At 37.4% G+C, this 17,081-nt stretch carries 16 protein-coding genes; all 16 read left to right on the top strand.

The genetic code is table 11. The features are described 5' to 3' along the window. Position 1: 1 nt before the first annotated feature. The 16 genes from rbfA (at position 2) to DZB84_RS01780 (ending at position 16,957) form a co-directional block, all read left to right on the top strand. The gene (gene rbfA, locus DZB84_RS01855; RefSeq protein WP_116350542.1) at positions 2 to 367 is read left to right on the top strand and encodes a 30S ribosome-binding factor RbfA; all 366 of its coding nucleotides are present in this window, start codon (positions 2 to 4) and stop codon (positions 365 to 367) included. A gap of 107 nt (positions 368 to 474) precedes the next feature. Further along, a complete protein-coding gene (truB, locus tag DZB84_RS01850) occupies positions 475 to 1,401 on the top strand; it encodes a tRNA pseudouridine(55) synthase TruB (protein WP_116350541.1) in 927 nt (308 codons plus the stop codon). A 276-nt stretch (positions 1,402 to 1,677) separates the two neighbouring features. Next, a complete protein-coding gene (gene ribF / locus DZB84_RS01845) occupies positions 1,678 to 2,643 on the top strand; it encodes a bifunctional riboflavin kinase/FAD synthetase (protein WP_116350540.1) in 966 nt (321 codons plus the stop codon). A gap of 103 nt (positions 2,644 to 2,746) precedes the next feature. After that, positions 2,747 to 3,016: a 30S ribosomal protein S15 gene (rpsO, locus tag DZB84_RS01840; RefSeq protein ID WP_010282323.1), complete on the top strand. Its 270-nt coding sequence runs from the start codon at positions 2,747 to 2,749 to the stop codon at positions 3,014 to 3,016. Positions 3,017 to 3,210: 194 nt separating this feature from the next. After that, positions 3,211 to 5,328 (top strand): polyribonucleotide nucleotidyltransferase, encoded by a 2,118-nt coding sequence (gene pnp, locus DZB84_RS01835; protein ID WP_116350539.1) that lies wholly within the window; start codon positions 3,211 to 3,213, stop codon positions 5,326 to 5,328. Positions 5,329 to 5,450: 122 nt separating this feature from the next. Further along, positions 5,451 to 6,422, top strand: coding sequence for a polysaccharide deacetylase family protein (locus DZB84_RS01830; protein WP_116350538.1), 972 nt, complete (start codon positions 5,451 to 5,453; stop codon positions 6,420 to 6,422). A gap of 32 nt (positions 6,423 to 6,454) precedes the next feature. Beyond that, positions 6,455 to 7,696, top strand: a complete 1,242-nt coding sequence (locus tag DZB84_RS01825) for a M16 family metallopeptidase (RefSeq protein ID WP_116350537.1) — start codon at positions 6,455 to 6,457, stop codon at positions 7,694 to 7,696. Between the two features lie 65 nt (positions 7,697 to 7,761). After that, complete coding sequence (locus DZB84_RS01820; RefSeq protein ID WP_116350536.1) at positions 7,762 to 8,022, top strand: YlmC/YmxH family sporulation protein; 261 nt, start codon at positions 7,762 to 7,764, stop codon at positions 8,020 to 8,022. A 272-nt stretch (positions 8,023 to 8,294) separates the two neighbouring features. Continuing rightward, positions 8,295 to 9,194 carry a dipicolinic acid synthetase subunit A gene (gene dpaA / locus DZB84_RS01815; protein WP_116350535.1) on the top strand — a complete coding sequence of 300 codons (900 nt, stop codon included), beginning with the start codon at positions 8,295 to 8,297 and terminating at the stop codon, positions 9,192 to 9,194. Position 9,195: 1 nt separating this feature from the next. Beyond that, positions 9,196 to 9,801: a dipicolinate synthase subunit B gene (gene dpaB, locus DZB84_RS01810; protein WP_116350534.1), complete on the top strand. Its 606-nt coding sequence runs from the start codon at positions 9,196 to 9,198 to the stop codon at positions 9,799 to 9,801. A 126-nt stretch (positions 9,802 to 9,927) separates the two neighbouring features. Then, positions 9,928 to 10,980 carry an aspartate-semialdehyde dehydrogenase gene (gene asd, locus DZB84_RS01805; protein WP_116350533.1) on the top strand — a complete coding sequence of 351 codons (1,053 nt, stop codon included), beginning with the start codon at positions 9,928 to 9,930 and terminating at the stop codon, positions 10,978 to 10,980. Positions 10,981 to 11,008: 28 nt separating this feature from the next. Next, entirely contained in the window at positions 11,009 to 12,250 is a 1,242-nt protein-coding gene (gene dapG / locus DZB84_RS01800) for an aspartate kinase (protein ID WP_116350532.1), read from the top strand. Positions 12,251 to 12,385: 135 nt separating this feature from the next. After that, positions 12,386 to 13,258: a 4-hydroxy-tetrahydrodipicolinate synthase gene (gene dapA / locus DZB84_RS01795; protein WP_116350531.1), complete on the top strand. Its 873-nt coding sequence runs from the start codon at positions 12,386 to 12,388 to the stop codon at positions 13,256 to 13,258. Between the two features lie 116 nt (positions 13,259 to 13,374). Continuing rightward, complete coding sequence (locus tag DZB84_RS01790) at positions 13,375 to 14,130, top strand: ClpP family protease (RefSeq protein ID WP_116350530.1); 756 nt, start codon at positions 13,375 to 13,377, stop codon at positions 14,128 to 14,130. Then, entirely contained in the window at positions 14,127 to 14,336 is a 210-nt protein-coding gene (locus tag DZB84_RS01785) for a YlzJ-like family protein (protein WP_116350529.1), read from the top strand. The genes DZB84_RS01790 and DZB84_RS01785 overlap by 4 nt, the downstream gene beginning before the upstream one ends. Before the next feature lie 290 nt (positions 14,337 to 14,626). Then, positions 14,627 to 16,957 carry a DNA translocase FtsK gene (locus DZB84_RS01780; protein ID WP_116350528.1) on the top strand — a complete coding sequence of 777 codons (2,331 nt, stop codon included), beginning with the start codon at positions 14,627 to 14,629 and terminating at the stop codon, positions 16,955 to 16,957. Positions 16,958 to 17,081 lie beyond the last annotated feature (124 nt).

The following is a 17,081-nucleotide window of genomic DNA, read 5'->3' as shown; positions in this document are numbered from 1 at the left end:
GATGAGTTTACGACCTAATCGTGTTGGAGAACAAATGAAAAAGGAATTAAGTGACATCATTGGACGGAAGATTAAGGATCCTAGAATTGGATTTGTTACAGTAACCGACGTCCAAGTTACTGGAGACCTACAGCAAGCGAAAGTTTTTATTTCGGTTCTAGGTGATGAAGAACAAAGGCAGAATACGTTAAAAGGTCTCGCGAAAGCGAAAGGCTTTATCCGGTCAGAAATCGGTCAGCGTATTCGCTTACGGAAAACACCTGAGATTCTATTTGAATTTGACGAATCAATTGATTATGGGAATCGAATTGAATCGATCCTTCATGAAATAAATAAGCAATCAAATCAAGAATCAAACCGAGAATAAGGGAGAGGATAGGCTTTTTTATAAAGTCTATCCCTTTTTTTCAGTTGATTTTAGATAGTAATGAACGAAAGTATATTTAAAAAAAGGATAGGGGAGTGTGGCTCTTAGTGGATGGAATTTTACTTCTCAATAAACCAAAAGGGATGACTTCCCATGATTGTGTTTTTAAAGTGCGAAAGTTAGTAAAAATGAAAAAGGTAGGTCATACTGGTACGCTAGACCCTGATGTTTCAGGAGTACTGCCTATTTGTCTAGGAAGAGCAACGAAAATCGTTGAATATGTCACAGCGGCAAATAAAACCTATGAAGGGGAAGCGACCATAGGGATTTCAACGACGACAGAAGATGCATCTGGTGAGATCGTCGAAGAAAAAAAAGTGGACCGACCAATTACAAAAGATGAAGTCCTAGACGTACTTCATTCATTAACAGGTGAAATCATTCAAACACCACCTATGTATTCTGCGGTTAAAGTAAATGGAAAACGCCTTTATGAGTACGCTAGACAAGGATTGGTAATTGAAAGACCTTCTCGTAAAATAACCATCCATCACTTAGAGCTACTCAGTGATATCGTTCAAAAGGAAGGAACTGTCTCCTTTCGTTTCCGTGTAACATGCAGTAAGGGCACTTATGTTCGAACCTTAGCTGTTCAAATGGGTGAAAAACTAGGATATCCATCACATATGTCTGATTTAAAAAGGACTTCTTCTGGTGATTTTACTCTTAATCAATGTATGACACTAGAAGAATTAGAACAGCATGTTCAGAATGAAACAATTGGAGAACATCTTCTAACAATTGAAGACGCCGTTTCCCATTTGCGCAAAATTTTAATTAATGATAAAGTAGCAGAGAAAGTAAAAAATGGGTCTGTTTTTCCGGTTCCAAAAGAGTTAAATGAGATTTCAACCGGGGAGCCTATTGCTATCCTACATAATGGAGAAATCCTAGCAATATATCAAAGACATCCAGAAAAAACTCAATTGATAAAACCTATTAAGGTATTAGTTAATAACCAAGAGTTAAAATAGTTAACTTTATTCAGCAGAATACTCCTATTTAGGTAGTGGAACACATCCAAATATCATTTAAAAATCTGGTTTGATTTCAAACCCTGTCTGAATAAAGTTAATGCCTCCGGCGGATGCCACAATTTTTAAATGGAAATTTTTCGAGCAGTAAGATCAAAGACTAAGTACGCCACTTCCTGTGGCAACGTCTTTATGACCCACTTCCTGTGGGCCTAAAAATCGAGCGCAAATACGCCTAGGCGTATTTGATTTAGAAGTAGAAAAGGTGAAATAGAAGTGAAAACGATTCATATCACACACCCACATTCTTTTAATCAAACAGATTTACCACCAACTGTTTTAGCTTTGGGATATTTTGATGGTGTTCATCTTGGACATCAAAAGGTTGTTGAAACGGCAAAGAAGGAAGCAGAGACACAAGGAATTGCGTGCTCTGTCATGACCTTCGATCCCCATCCATCCGTTGTCCTTAAAAAAGATGTTACAAATGTTGAATATATAACGCCATTACATCATAAACAAGAGTTATTTGAAGAGATGGATATTGATTATTTATACATTGTGAATTTCTCATCTGAGTTTGCAAGTTTATCACCACAACAATTTGTGGATCAATATATCATTGGTCTGAATGTGAAACATGTTGTCGCGGGATTTGATTTTACGTTTGGACGATTTGGAAAAGGAACGATGGACACTCTTCCTGAACTTTCAAATGGACGATTTACTCAAACTACTGTTGAGAAATTTACGTTTAAGAATGAAAAGGTGAGTTCGACTGTTATCCGAGGTTTGATCCAAAAAGGAGAAGTGGATCAACTTGCACCGCTTTTAGGTAGATTCTATACAGTAAAAGGGATCGTAGTTGATGGGGAGAAACGCGGAAGAACGATTGGCTTTCCAACAGCTAATGTAAAAACGAGTGAGGATTATATTATTCCTAAAATGGGAGTCTATGCAGTTCGTTTAAAGATTGGTTCAACATGGCATCATGGTGTTTGTAACCTTGGTGTTAAACCTACCTTTCATGAAAACGAGACTGTACCTTCGATTGAAGTCCATCTGTTTGATTTTAATGAAGACATTTATAAAAAAGAAGTTATTGTTGAATGGCATAAAAGAATCCGTTCTGAGAAAAAGTTTTCGTCCATCGATGAATTAATCAAGCAAATTGGACGAGATAAGGAACAAGCAAAGCAGTATTTTGAGAAAATAGACGAACATACTTGCTTTTTATCATAAAAAGATGTATTCTATTTAAGTATGAAAAAGAACCATTGCGTGGCAGATCGAATCACCAACGTCTGCTAGGTAATCGGGGATACTATTATAGGAGGTGAATAGGATGGCTATCACACAAGAGCGTAAGAATGAAATTATCAGCGAGTACAAAACTCACGAGAATGATACTGGTTCACCAGAAGTTCAAATCGCTGTCCTAACTGAGCAAATCAATAAGTTAAATGATCATTTACGTACACACAAGAAAGATCATCATTCACGTCGTGGTCTATTAAAGATGGTTGGTAAACGTCGTAATTTATTAACATATCTTCGTAATAAAGACGTAACTCGTTACCGTGAATTAATCAACAAGCTTGGACTACGTCGATAATCTACGAAAAAGCGGGAGCATTCCCGCTTTTTTATTAGGTTAAAAATGGAGGGATTTTTTTCCTTTCCATTCTAGCAAATTTGAACAAATTTCACTTTACATATTGAACGAGTATTGATATGTTCGAATAAATTAGTTCATACTATCAATACATAATATACATTTGAATGTGATTTAGAGAGGGGTACTATTATATGGAACAAGGAAAGCAAGTTTTTTCCATGGACTGGGCTGGCAGACAACTGACCGTAGAAATTGGTCAATTAGCGAAACAAGCTAACGGAGCTGCATTAGTTCGCTATGGAGAAACAGCTGTCTTAAGTACAGCAACCGCATCAAAAGAGCCAAAACCATTAGATTTCTTTCCACTTACTGTAAACTATGAAGAACGATTATATGCAGTTGGAAAAATCCCTGGAGGATTTATTAAACGTGAGGGTAGACCAAGTGAAAAAGCAATTCTTGCAAGTCGTTTAATAGACCGTCCAATACGACCTTTATTTGCTGATGGATTCAGAAATGAAGTACAAGTAATAAGCATTGTCATGAGCGTAGATCAGGACTGCTCTTCTGAAATGGCTGCAATGTTCGGTTCATCATTGGCACTATCTGTTTCAGATATTCCATTTGAAGGTCCAATTGCTGGTGTAACGGTTGGTCGAGTTGACAATCAATTTATCATTAACCCTTCAGTAGCAGACCAAGAAAAAAGCGATATCCATTTAGTTGTTGCTGGTACAAAAGATGCGATTAACATGGTTGAAGCTGGTGCTGATGAGGTTCCTGAAGAAGTGATGCTTGAAGCAATTATGTTTGGACATGAGGAAATCAAGCGTTTAATCGCATTCCAAGAAAAAATCGTTGCTGAAATCGGTAAAGAAAAAATGGAAATTCCTCTTTATGAGCTTGATGCAGAGCTAGAATCTCAAATTCGAGCAAAAGCAGAAGAGGACATCAATAAAGCGGTACAAGTTGCTGAAAAGCATGCTAGAGAAGCTGCAATTAATGAAGTAAAAGCAGCAATTGTTGCTGAATACCAGGAACAAGAAGCTGAAGAAGCTACTATTAAACAAGTAAAGGAAATTCTAAATAAACTTGTAAAAGAAGAGGTTCGACGCTTAATTACGGTTGAAAAGGTCCGTCCGGACGGAAGACAAATCGATGAAATTCGCCCTCTTTCATCAGAGGTTGGCGTATTAGCTCGTACCCATGGTTCAGGTTTATTTACACGTGGACAAACCCAGGCATTAAGTATCTGTACACTAGGTGCATTAGGGGATGTGCAAATCCTTGATGGATTAGGAATTGAAGAAACAAAACGATTTATGCATCACTATAATTTCCCACAATTCAGTGTAGGTGAAACTGGTCCAATGAGAGGTCCAGGTCGTCGTGAAATTGGACATGGTGCATTAGGAGAACGTGCCTTAGAACCAGTTGTTCCTTCTGAGAAGGATTTTCCATATACAATCCGTCTTGTTTCTGAGGTCTTAGAATCAAATGGTTCTACTTCACAAGCAAGCATTTGTGCAAGTACACTTGCCATGATGGACGCGGGTGTTCCGATAAAAGCTCCTGTAGCTGGTATTGCAATGGGACTTGTTAAATCAGGCGAGCATTATACCGTGCTAACAGATATTCAAGGAATGGAAGACCATTTAGGAGATATGGACTTTAAGGTTGCGGGGACATCAAAAGGTGTTACAGCCTTACAAATGGATATTAAAATCGAAGGTCTTTCTAGTGAAATTCTTGAAGAAGCATTACAGCAAGCGAAAAAAGGTCGTATGCAGATTCTTGATTCCATGTTAGCAACATTAACAACACCTAGAACTGAGCTTTCTAAATATGCACCTAAGATTTTAACAATGGCAATTAATCCAGACAAGATCCGTGATGTTATTGGACCAAGTGGTAAACAAATCAATAAGATTATTGATGAAACTGGCGTTAAAATCGATATTGAACAAGATGGAACAATCTTTATCTCTTCTGTCGACGAAGCGATGAATCAAAAAGCTAAGAAAATCATCGAAGATATCGTTCGTGAGGTAGAAGTTGGCCAAATGTACCTTGGTAAAGTAAAACGTATTGAAAAATTCGGTGCTTTTGTTGAAATTTTTAGTGGTAAGGATGGACTTGTTCATATTTCTGAACTTGCTGAAGAACGAGTTGGAAAAGTTGAGGATGTTGTCTCTATTGGGGATGAAATCCTTGTAAAAGTAACAGAAATTGATAAGCAAGGCCGTGTAAACCTATCTAGAAAAGCCGTTCTACGTGAACAAAAGGAAAAAGAAGAACAACAACAATAATAATCCATTCTAAAGCCTGGTAAACCGGGCTTTTTAGGTTTTTAAACAGTTTCTTTAAATTTATGATTTGAGTTCTACCTTGTCCCTCCTTTACATAATTTCTAGTAAAGAGGGGGATAGCTATGAAAAAACAGTACATACAATTTTTTGTTTTTATATGTATTTTATTGATTTCGATTGGTTCATTACATAATCCATATACGAATAATTATGTTCAAGGATTAAAAGAGACTGCTGATGCAATCCCTGTAAGTAAAGGTGATCAGCTTTTAAATGAAATTGAAAAAAGGGCGTTTGAGTATAGCATTCCGGCTGAAGATGCTAAAATAGACCCTGTTTGGAAAGCAACTCCTGGCTTAAATGGCCTAGAGGTGGATATTCAGGCTTCATATGAAAAGATGAAAAAAAATAGAACTTTTGATGAAAACAAGCTAGTGTATAAGCAGATTTCACCGAAGATTCATTTAGAGGATTTACCTACATCCGTGATTTATCGTGGAAATCCGAATAAACCGATCGTTTCGTTTTTAATCAATGTAGCATGGGGGAATGAATATATTCCTGATATGCTTGAAACCCTAAAAAAACATAATGTAAAGGCAACTTTTTTCTTAGAAGGTAGATGGGTTAAGGAAAATCCGGATTTAGCAAAAATGATTGTAGATGCTGGTCATGAGGTAGGAAATCATTCGTATACACATCCAGATATGAAAACATTGTCATCCGATCTAGTTAGGGAACAATTAATCAAAACAAATCAAGTGATTGAGGCAGCAACAGGTAAAAAGCCGACCCTATTTGCTCCTCCAAGTGGAAGTTACCGTGATGAAGTTGTTACAATAGCTGATGAACTTGGTATGAAAACAATTATGTGGAGTGTGGATACAATTGATTGGCAGCTTCCACAACCACATGTATTGGTCCAAAGAGTAATGGGTAAAATTCATCCTGGAGCCATGGTTTTAATGCATCCGACATCACCAACTGCTCAAAGCCTTGAAAGATTAATTCTATCAATTAAACAAAAAGATCTTGCAATCGACAATGTTTCTACATTATTAAACGAAGAACGTATAATACTAAAGAAAAAGTAATCCGTTGTTTTTAGAACAGGAGGAATACAGCCTTGATCAAAAAATATACTTGTCAAAATGGTGTAAGAATCGTATTAGAAAACATCCCAACTGTTCGATCAGTTGCAATAGGTGTCTGGATTGGGACAGGGTCACGTTATGAAAACCCGGAAAACAACGGGATTTCACATTTTCTAGAGCACATGTTTTTCAAAGGAACGAAAACAAGGTCTGCTAGAGAAATTGCAGAGTCTTTTGATAGCATAGGTGGACAGGTAAATGCGTTCACATCTAAGGAATATACTTGTTACTATGCGAAGGTGTTAGATGAACATGCAAAATATGCATTAGATGTCCTAGCTGATATGTTTTTTAATTCAACTTTTGATGAAGAGGAATTGAAAAAAGAAAAAAATGTAGTCTTTGAAGAAATCAAAATGTACGAAGATACACCCGATGATATCGTCCATGACATATTAAGTAAAGCAAGCTATGAGAATCATCCATTAGGTTATCCGATACTGGGCACTGAAAAGACGTTGGAAAGCTTTAATGGAGATAAGTTACGTCAATATATGAATGATATGTATACACCGGACAAAGTGGTCGTATCCATTGCTGGGAATATTGATGAAGCCTTTATTTCTGAGGTTGAAGCGTATTTTGGTAATTATTCAGGGAACCAAACAAATCAGGAGTTACAAAAGCCATCTTTCCATACAAATAAAATCACACGTAAAAAAGAAACCGAACAAGCCCATCTCTGCTTAGGCTTTAATGGCTTGCAAATCGGTGATAAAGATGTATATGACTTAATTGTGTTAAATAATATTCTTGGAGGAAGCATGAGCAGTCGATTATTCCAAGAAGTTCGTGAGCAAAGAGGCCTTGCTTATTCTGTTTTCTCCTATCACTCTTCTTATAAGGACACAGGGATGGTGACAATTTACGGAGGGACAGGTAGCAATCAATTAAATCTCTTATTTGAAACGATTCAGGATACGTTGGCAAAGCTGAAAGCAGAGGGTATTACTGAAAAAGAATTAAAGAATAGCAAGGAACAAATGAAAGGCAGCCTCATGCTTAGCCTCGAAAGTACAAATAGCAGGATGAGCCGTAACGGAAAAAATGAATTATTATTGAAAAAACATAAAAGTCTCGATGAGATTATAGACGAAATTAATGCTGTCAATGAAAATAGTGTGAATGAAATGGCAACTCAAATATTCACCGATGATTTTTCACTAGCGTTGGTTAGTCCTTCTGATGATCTACCAATTAAGCTTTCAAACTGAATTTACTTCTAAAAAAGTGGACTACTCCATAGAATGTACAAAGGACATTGAAGGGGTGGTCTCTTTTGAGGTTAAGCGAATTAAGTGGAAAAGAAATTGTGGATGTAAAACGTGCTGAAAGACTAGGTGTTTTAGGTCAAACCGATTTAGAAATTGATGAAAGAACAGGTCAAATTAAGGCGCTTATTATTCCTTCATTAAAATGGTTTGGTTTCAAAAAGCAAGGCAATGAAGTTCGTGTGTCGTGGCAACACATTCGTAAAATCGGAACAGATATGATTATCATTGATATTCCAGAAGAAAAGGATTCAGAGGAAATTGAATAGAGAATAAGTTAAACCCACGGTATTCCGTGGGTTTTTTCTATTCTTCGAAAAAAATGTTATTCTGAGCAAATTTTATCTTGTTCATTCACCTATTTTAACAATGCCTCATAGTATGGTGGAGTAGATAAAGTTATGGTGATTTTATCAAAAGCCTTTGAGGGGTATCTTTCAAAAATTAGAGAAAGCAGAAGTCGAAGTATCTTAATGTGAGCCATTAAACAATTCTCACTTTCATTCGATTTCATTTTAGGTAAAAGAAGGTGATAAAGCGTATGTTAACCGATATGCATGTAGCAATCATTGGTGGAGATGCACGACAGTTAGAAATAATTCGTAAACTAATTGAATTAGATGCAAGGCTATCTTTAATTGGATTTGATCAATTAGATCATGGATTTACAGGAGCTTCAAAGGAACGATTAGACGAAATCGACTTTACAGATATAGATGCGATTATTTTGCCAGTATCTGGCACAAACAGTGAAGGTGAGGTTGAAACGATTTTTTCAAATGAAACGGTCGTCTTAACAGAAGAAATCCTATCACAAACACCTGAACACTGTGTTGTTTTTTCGGGGATAAGCAACTCATATTTAGATGGTATTACGAATGCAACTAATCGAAAATTAGTACGTTTATTCGAAAGAGATGATGTTGCAATCTATAATTCGATTCCTACTGTTGAAGGTACTATTATGATGGTAATCCAACATACGGATATTACGATTCATAATTCGAACGTTGCGGTACTTGGACTAGGAAGGGTAGGAATGAGTGTGGCAAGAAGTTTTGCTGCATTAGGAGCACATGTAAAAGTAGGTGCCAGAAAAACAGAGCATATTGCAAGAATTACAGAAATGGGATTAACACCTTTTCATCTCTCTAACCTAGCTGAAGAGGTTAAGGATATCGATGTTTGTATTAATACCGTTCCAAAATTAATTGTAACCGCAAGTGTTATTTCAAAAATGCCAGCCCACACGTTGATTGTTGATTTAGCATCAAAACCTGGGGGAACTGATTTTAGATATGCAGAAAAGAGAGGAATTAAAGCATTATTAGCACCAGGATTACCAGGTATTGTCGCTCCAAAGACTGCTGGGCAAATTGTTGCGAATGTGTTATCTCAACTACTTCTTGAGTTATTACAACAAAGAGAGGAGAACGAATAATATGACTTCATTAAAAGGTAAAAGAATCGGATTTGGAGTTACGGGATCCCATTGTACGTATGATGCTGTAATGCCTGAAATTATTAGACTTGTCGATGAGGGTGCTGATGTAATTCCTGTCGTATCATGGACTGTTCAATCGACAACTACCCGGTTTGGAGAAGGCGCAGAGTGGATTGAAAGAATTGAAAAAGCGACAGGTAATCAAGTTATTGATTCAATAGTAAAAGCAGAACCATTAGGTCCTAAAATGCCATTAGATTGCATGGTCATTGCACCGCTTACAGGGAATTCAATGAGTAAATTCGCCAATGCTTTAACAGATTCTCCTGTCTTGATGGCTGCGAAGGCAACATTACGTAATCAACGTCCCGTTGTTTTAGGAATTTCAACGAATGATGCTTTGGGTTTAAATGGTATCAATCTTATGAGACTAATGGCCACAAAAAATATTTATTTTATTCCATATGGGCAGGATGATCCGACAAAGAAACCTAATTCGATGGTAGCTCGTATGAGTATGCTTAGGGATACAGTTGCAGCAGCAATTGAAGGAAAACAGTTACAGCCGGTACTTGTTGAACGATACCGTGACGATGAAAAATAATAAAATTATTCATAATAAAGGGGAAAGAATGAAAATTCTTCTCTCCTTTAGTACTTGTATGTGGTAAAATATAAATCATTAAACGTAAATTAGACGTTCTAGTAATTCTAGGAAGGGGAATATCAAATGACAGTAGAAAAGGAATTACATGTTGCAGTTGTAGGTGCTACAGGTGCAGTAGGAATGCAAATGATCAAAACACTTGAAGAAACGAATTTTCCATTAACAAAACTAACTTTATTATCATCAGAGCGTTCTGCTGGTAAAAAGATTACGTATAAGGGTAAAGAAGTAACAGTGGAGGTTGCAACACCAGAAAAATTTGAAGGTGTTGATATTGCATTATTTAGTGCAGGTGGTGGCGTTTCGAAAGAGCTAGCTCCTGAAGCTGTTAAACGTGGTGCAATTGTTGTAGATAACACAAGTGCATTTAGAATGGATGAAAATGTGCCCCTTGTTGTTCCAGAGGTTAACGAAAATGACCTCCTTAATCATAATGGTATTATTGCAAATCCAAACTGTTCAACCATTCAAATGGTTGTAGCCTTAGAGCCAATTCGTAAAACCTATGGTTTATCAAAGGTTATTGTTTCAACTTATCAAGCAGTTTCAGGTTCTGGTGTAGCTGCCATCTCAGAAATGAAAGAGCAGACAAAGGATATCATTGAAGGAAATGAATTTACTCCACAGATATTACCTGTAAAAGGGGACAAAAAACATTATCAAATCGCCTTTAATGCAATTCCACAAATTGATAAATTTGAAGAGAATGGCTTTACTTTTGAAGAAATGAAAATGATTAACGAAACGAAGAAGATCATGCATTTACCAGAACTACCTGTAGCAGCAACTTGCGTTCGTTTACCGGTTGAAACTGGACATTCTGAATCTGTTTATTTTGAAACAGCTCAAAATGGGGTTTCTGCACAGGATGTAAAAGATTTATTAGCATCTTCACCGGGTGTTGTATTAGAGGATAATCCTGCTGAGCAAGTATACCCGATGCCAATTCATGCAGTTGGTAAAAAAGATGTATTCGTAGGAAGAATTAGAAAAGACCTAGACCAAGATAATGGATTCCACATGTGGGTAGTATCTGACAACCTATTAAAAGGTGCTGCATGGAACTCAGTTCAAATTGCGGGCAGTCTGTTAAAGCTAGGTTTAGTTGCAAAATAATCCGTTCAACCAAACATGAGGTGGTTTCATGAATATCGTTGTACAAAAATTTGGCGGAACCTCAGTTCGAGATGAGGAATCTCGTGAAAGAGCAAAAAATCATATTGCAAGTGCTGTTTCAGATGGATATAAAGTAGTAGTTGTTGTATCTGCTATGGGACGCATGGGTGATCCATATGCTACAGATACACTGTTAAGCTTAGTAGGGGATCAAAACTCCAGGATAAGCAGTAGGGAAATGGATATGTTAGTATCCTGTGGTGAAATTATTTCAAGTGTTGTTTTTACAAATATGTTAAATCAATCCGGAATCTCTGCAGCTGCCTTAAACGGTGGCCAGGCGGGCTTCCGTACAAATAGTGATCATACAAATGCGCGCATTACTGAAATGAAGTGTGATAGATTACTTCAAACGCTTGAAGACCATGACGTGGTTGTAGTCACAGGCTTTCAAGGCATCTCTAAATTAGGTGATATTACGACTTTAGGTAGAGGTGGAAGTGATACTTCTGCAGCGGCTCTTGGTGTTGCACTACAAGCAGAATGGATTGATATTTTTACTGATGTAGAAGGTGTCATGACCGCTGATCCACGTATCGTTGGGGATGCAAAGCCTTTATCTGTCGTCACATACAACGAAATTGTTAATATGGCATACCAGGGTGCGAAAGTCATTCACCCTCGTGCTGTTGAAATTGCGATGGAAGCAAAGGTACCAATAAGGGTGCGTTCAACATACAGTGATGCACCAGGTACACTTGTAACAACAATAGAAAAGCGCAAAGGCGTTGAAGTCAAAGAAAGACTGATCACGGGTATTGCTCATGTAACAAATGTTACGCAATTAAAGGTTCAAGCCAAAAAAGGCCAATACAATCTTCAAACAGAAGTGTTTAAGGCTATGGCAAATGAAAAGATTAGCGTAGATTTCTTTAATATTACGCCTAATGGAGTTGTTTATACTGTTGCAGGCGCAATGACAGCCCGTGCTGTTAATAAACTAAAGGAAATGGGATATGAGCCCCAAGTGACTGAGAAATGTGCGAAGGTAGCAACAGTCGGAGCGGGTATGAGCGGTGTTCCTGGAGTAACTGCCCGTATTGTAACGGCTCTTTCAGAAAAAGGAATCCAGATTCTACAGTCTGCAGATAGCCTGTCCACAATTTGGGTTCTTGTAAAAGAAACTGAAATGAAGGAAGCGATTAATGCTTTACACAAGGCATTCCATTTATCCGATGGACCTGTTGGAGCAGAAGTGGTAGACTATTAAATTGAAGAGGTAGGGAGCCTTGCAGTTGTGAGGTGTCCCTTTCTTATTCAATAGAGATATGTTTTTTAATTTTTGATCAAGCCTAACTGTTTATTTGATACACTAGGCATAATTGATGGGAGTAGGTGTAAAAGCATGATTGATTTTGGAAGAATCTCAACGGCGATGGTGACACCATTTGATAATAAAGGTAACATCGATTTTGGAAAAACAACTCAGTTAATTAATTATTTATTAAATAATGGTACAGAATCACTAGTTGTAGCAGGTACAACAGGTGAATCTCCCACATTATCTTCTGAGGAAAAAGTGGCGCTTTTCCGTCATGTTGTAAAAATAGTTGACGGTCGGGTTCCGGTCATTGCTGGCACAGGCAGTAATAATACGTATGCATCAATGGAATTAAGTAAAAAAGCACAAGAAGCCGGTGTTGACGCTATTATGCTAGTCGTACCGTATTATAACAAGCCAAATCAGGAAGGTCTTTATCAGCACTTTAAAACGATTGCTGAAAGTACAAATCTACCTGTTATGGTATACAATATCCCCGGTAGATCGGTTATTAATATGTCAGTTGAAACGATTATTAAATTATCTAAGATTCCAAATATCGTTGCGGTAAAAGAAGCGAACGGAAGCTTAGAGGCAATGACTGAAATAATAGCAAATACCGATGATGATTTTGCTGTATATAGTGGAGATGATGGTATTACTTTACCAGCTCTTTCAATCGGTGCAAAAGGTGTCGTGTCAGTTGCTGCCCATGTCATTGGCAATGAGATGCAACAAATGGTTAATGCATTTTTAACTGGTAATATAACGGAAGCTGCTAACTACCATCAAAAGCTATTACCAATCATGAAGGGACTATTTACAGCTCCAAATCCAGTGCCTGTAAAAACAGCTCTTCAGATAAAAGGATTAGATGTTGGATCGGTTCGTTTGCCCCTTGTTCCTTTAAATGAGCAAGAACGTATTCAATTATCAAATTTACTTCAAGACTCATAAGAAATAGAAAAAAGTCAATCATCATTTGGATTGACTTTTTTTCTTTCAACCATTTACAGAATGAAATAGGGTCATGTGTTTATACTAAATGGTAAATGGGTTGAAAGGAGATTACAATGAATAATAATCAATTCATAAATGAAGAACAACCACAAGGGGATCAAGATAAAAATGAATCGAAGGGGTCATCATTAGTAGATAAGATACAGCAATTAGGACAAACAAATGTCCCTCAATTGTCAAATGACAGCAAAATCCACTGCCTTACAATTGTCGGTCAAATCGAGGGTCATATTCAACTGCCACCGCAAAATAAGACAACAAAATATGAACATGTTATCCCTCAAATTGTTGCCATTGAACAAAATCCTAAAATCGAAGGTTTACTTGTTATTTTAAATACTGTTGGAGGAGATGTAGAAGCAGGACTTGCCATTTCTGAAATGCTAGCCTCACTCTCTAAGCCGACTGTTTCTCTCGTTTTAGGAGGAGGGCATTCAATTGGTGTGCCAATTGCTGTGGCTTGCGATTATTCCTACGTTGCGGAAACGGCGACAATGACGATTCATCCGGTTAGACTGACAGGTCTCGTTATAGGAGTGCCACAGACGTTTGAATATCTTGATAAAATGCAAGAGCGTGTTGTCAATTTTGTAATTAGTCATTCAAACATTAAAGAAGAGAAATTCAAGGAATTGATGTTTTCAAAAGGCAATTTAACAAGAGATATTGGGACAAATGTAATTGGTTCGGATGCAGTTGAATATGGGCTCATTGATGGGATTGGTGGAATTGGTCAGGCATTGAAGAAATTAAATGAGTTAATTGAAGAGCGAAATCTTTCTGACGAAAGTGGGCAGATGATCCAATGATTTTATATACGATGATGCCACAGGAATTAATTTATCCACAAACTGATATAGAAGATAATCAATTAAAGTATGTCGATCTACATGGTGTTTCTTTAGCTGTAAGTCAAGCTCAAAACGGCGAATACACGATTGAGAGAGTAATGAGCACAGATCCTCAGCATTATCTGGATGTAAGATATTCACCAGGGCAGAAAATAAGACTTTGAGACAGAATGGTATAACTTTATTCACTGGAGGTTAACCACCACTGAATAAAGTTAAAGCCTCCGGCGGAGACATGCGATTTTCAAAGGAAACTTTTCGAGCTTAAGATCAAAGACTAAGAACGCCACATCCTGTGGCAACGTCTTTGTGACCCACCTCGTGTGGGCCTAAAAAATTTGGGCGCAAATACGCCAAGGCGCATTTGATTGTGCTATAATTTAAGTAGATTTTCATTACATAGGCAGCCATAATTTGGCTGCTTTCCTTTATTGATAGGTAGAGTAGGTGTAGTATGGCAAAACGAAAACGAAGACAGTCGAAGCGAAAAGATGAGTGGAAAAAAACACTTAAATATGAATTGCTAGGCTTATTATTGCTAGCTCTAGCATGTATTGGATTAGCTAGACTTGGAACAGTAGGGACGGCGTTAGTCTATTTATTTCGATTTTTCCTTGGCAATTGGGACATTCTTGGATTAATTGGACTTTTGCTCGTTTCACTTTATATCATTTGGAACCGCACATGGCCAAGAATGATTACTAGGCAATTGATTGGAGTCTATTTAATCATTTGCGCATTGCTCCTATTAAGTCATATTCCATTATTTAATTTGCAAACAAATGAGGGTAAATTCACTGACCCAAGCGTTATTAAAAATACATGGAGTATGTTTTGGGCAGTGGTAAATGGCAATACAAGCACTACTGATTTAGGCGGAGGTATGATTGGTTCCATCCTATTTGCTGCTTCGTATTTTCTATTTGATGAAGCGGGTACGAAGATTATTTCCGTCTTTTTAATTGTGATTGGTGGTGTGCTTGTTACCGGTAAATCGCTCCACGATACCATTGCGAAAATGTTTGGTCCTGTTTTTACATTTTTTAAGAATCAATGGATTGCATTCGTCGATGATATTAAAAATTGGTCACAGCAACGAAAAAATCAGCCAAAAAGAGAAAAACGAAAGAAGAAAAAAGAGACACAAAAACAAGATGTTCATGCTGCACAAGATGAGCAGGTCGAAGAAGACCCTGTCGAGATTCCGATCGAGCCGATTATCTCGAATTTTGCAGATAAGGCATATACAAAAGAACACGAGACTAATCAAGAAAAACATGAGCAAAAACATCATATAAATGAAGATGACCATGATGAAAAAATGCCAATTACCTTTACTGAGGGTGAGTTGGAGAATGTAGATTATGAATTACCACCAATTGAACTTCTTCATCCGCCAAAACAAACAAATCAAAGTGCAGAGCATGAAAATATTTATGAAAATGCTAGAAAGCTAGAAAAAACTTTTCATAGCTTTGGTGTCAAAGCAAAGGTGACAAAGGTTCACCTCGGCCCGGCCGTGACAAAATATGAAGTATACCCTGATGTTGGTGTAAAAGTAAGTAAAATCGTTAATTTAAGTGATGACTTAGCACTAGCATTAGCTGCCAAAGACATTCGAATTGAAGCCCCAATCCCTGGTAAATCAGCTGTTGGAATCGAGGTACCCAATTCCGAAATTGCAGTTGTATCACTACGAGAGGTCTTAGAGGATATTGAACCACAGCGTTCAGACTCTAAGTTATTAATTGGGCTTGGACGTGATATCTCAGGTGAGGCTAAATTTGCTGAACTTAATAAAATGCCTCACTTATTAGTTGCAGGTGCTACAGGTAGCGGTAAAAGTGTATGTATTAATGGCATTATTACAAGTGTACTTATGAGGGCTAAACCACATGAAGTGAAGATGATGATGATTGATCCGAAAATGGTTGAATTAAATGTGTACAACGGAATCCCACATTTACTAGCACCAGTTGTGACAGATCCCAAAAAGGCATCACAAGCCCTTAAAAAAGTCGTAAACGAAATGGAACGTAGATATGAGTTATTTGCGCATACCCATACGCGAAATATTGAGGGCTACAATGAATATATCCGACGTCACAATTTGGAAGAAGAAGCAAAACAACCAACTCTTCCATACATTATTGTGATCGTAGATGAGTTAGCTGATTTAATGATGGTCGCCTCATCAGATGTTGAGGATTCTATCACACGTTTAGCGCAAATGGCTCGTGCTGCCGGAATACACTTAATTATCGCAACTCAAAGACCTTCAGTTGACGTAATCACAGGGGTTATTAAAGCCAATATACCTTCGCGTATTGCCTTTAGTGTTTCTTCCTCAACCGATTCTAGAACCATTTTAGATATGGGTGGAGCAGAAAAACTATTAGGAAGAGGAGATATGTTATTTTTACCTGTTGGAGCCTCAAAACCTGTTCGCGTACAAGGTGCGTTCTTATCAGATGATGAGGTAGAAGAGGTGGTTAATTTTGTTATATCTCAACAAAAGGCTCAGTATCAAGAAGAGATGATTCCGACAGACACAGTTGAGACGACTGAGGAAGTAGATGATGAATTATATGACGATGCTGTACAACTTGTAATTGAAATGCAAACAGCGTCAGTATCCATGCTTCAAAGAAGGTTTAGAATTGGATATACGAGAGCTGCTAGACTGATCGATGCAATGGAACTTAGAGGTGTTGTAGGTCCATATGAGGGTAGTAAACCAAGAGTAGTCCTTGTTACAGCCAAAAATGAAGATGTTGGAAGTTAATTCGAAAGTTAATTTTGAACAAAGAAGGGCAATTGCTCTTCTTTTTTTTTCGACAAATTTGGCAATTGTTATTTATTTCTTTCAAAAAAAATGATATAGTTATCTCGGATTAATATCGGTCTAA

The sequence above is a fragment of the Bacillus sp. HNG genome (genome assembly GCF_003400205.1).
Lineage (GTDB): Bacteria > Bacillota > Bacilli > Bacillales > Bacillaceae_L > Ferdinandcohnia.
The sequence above is the reverse complement of the archived record's forward strand: the minus strand, read 5'-3'. Positions and strand labels throughout refer to the sequence as shown.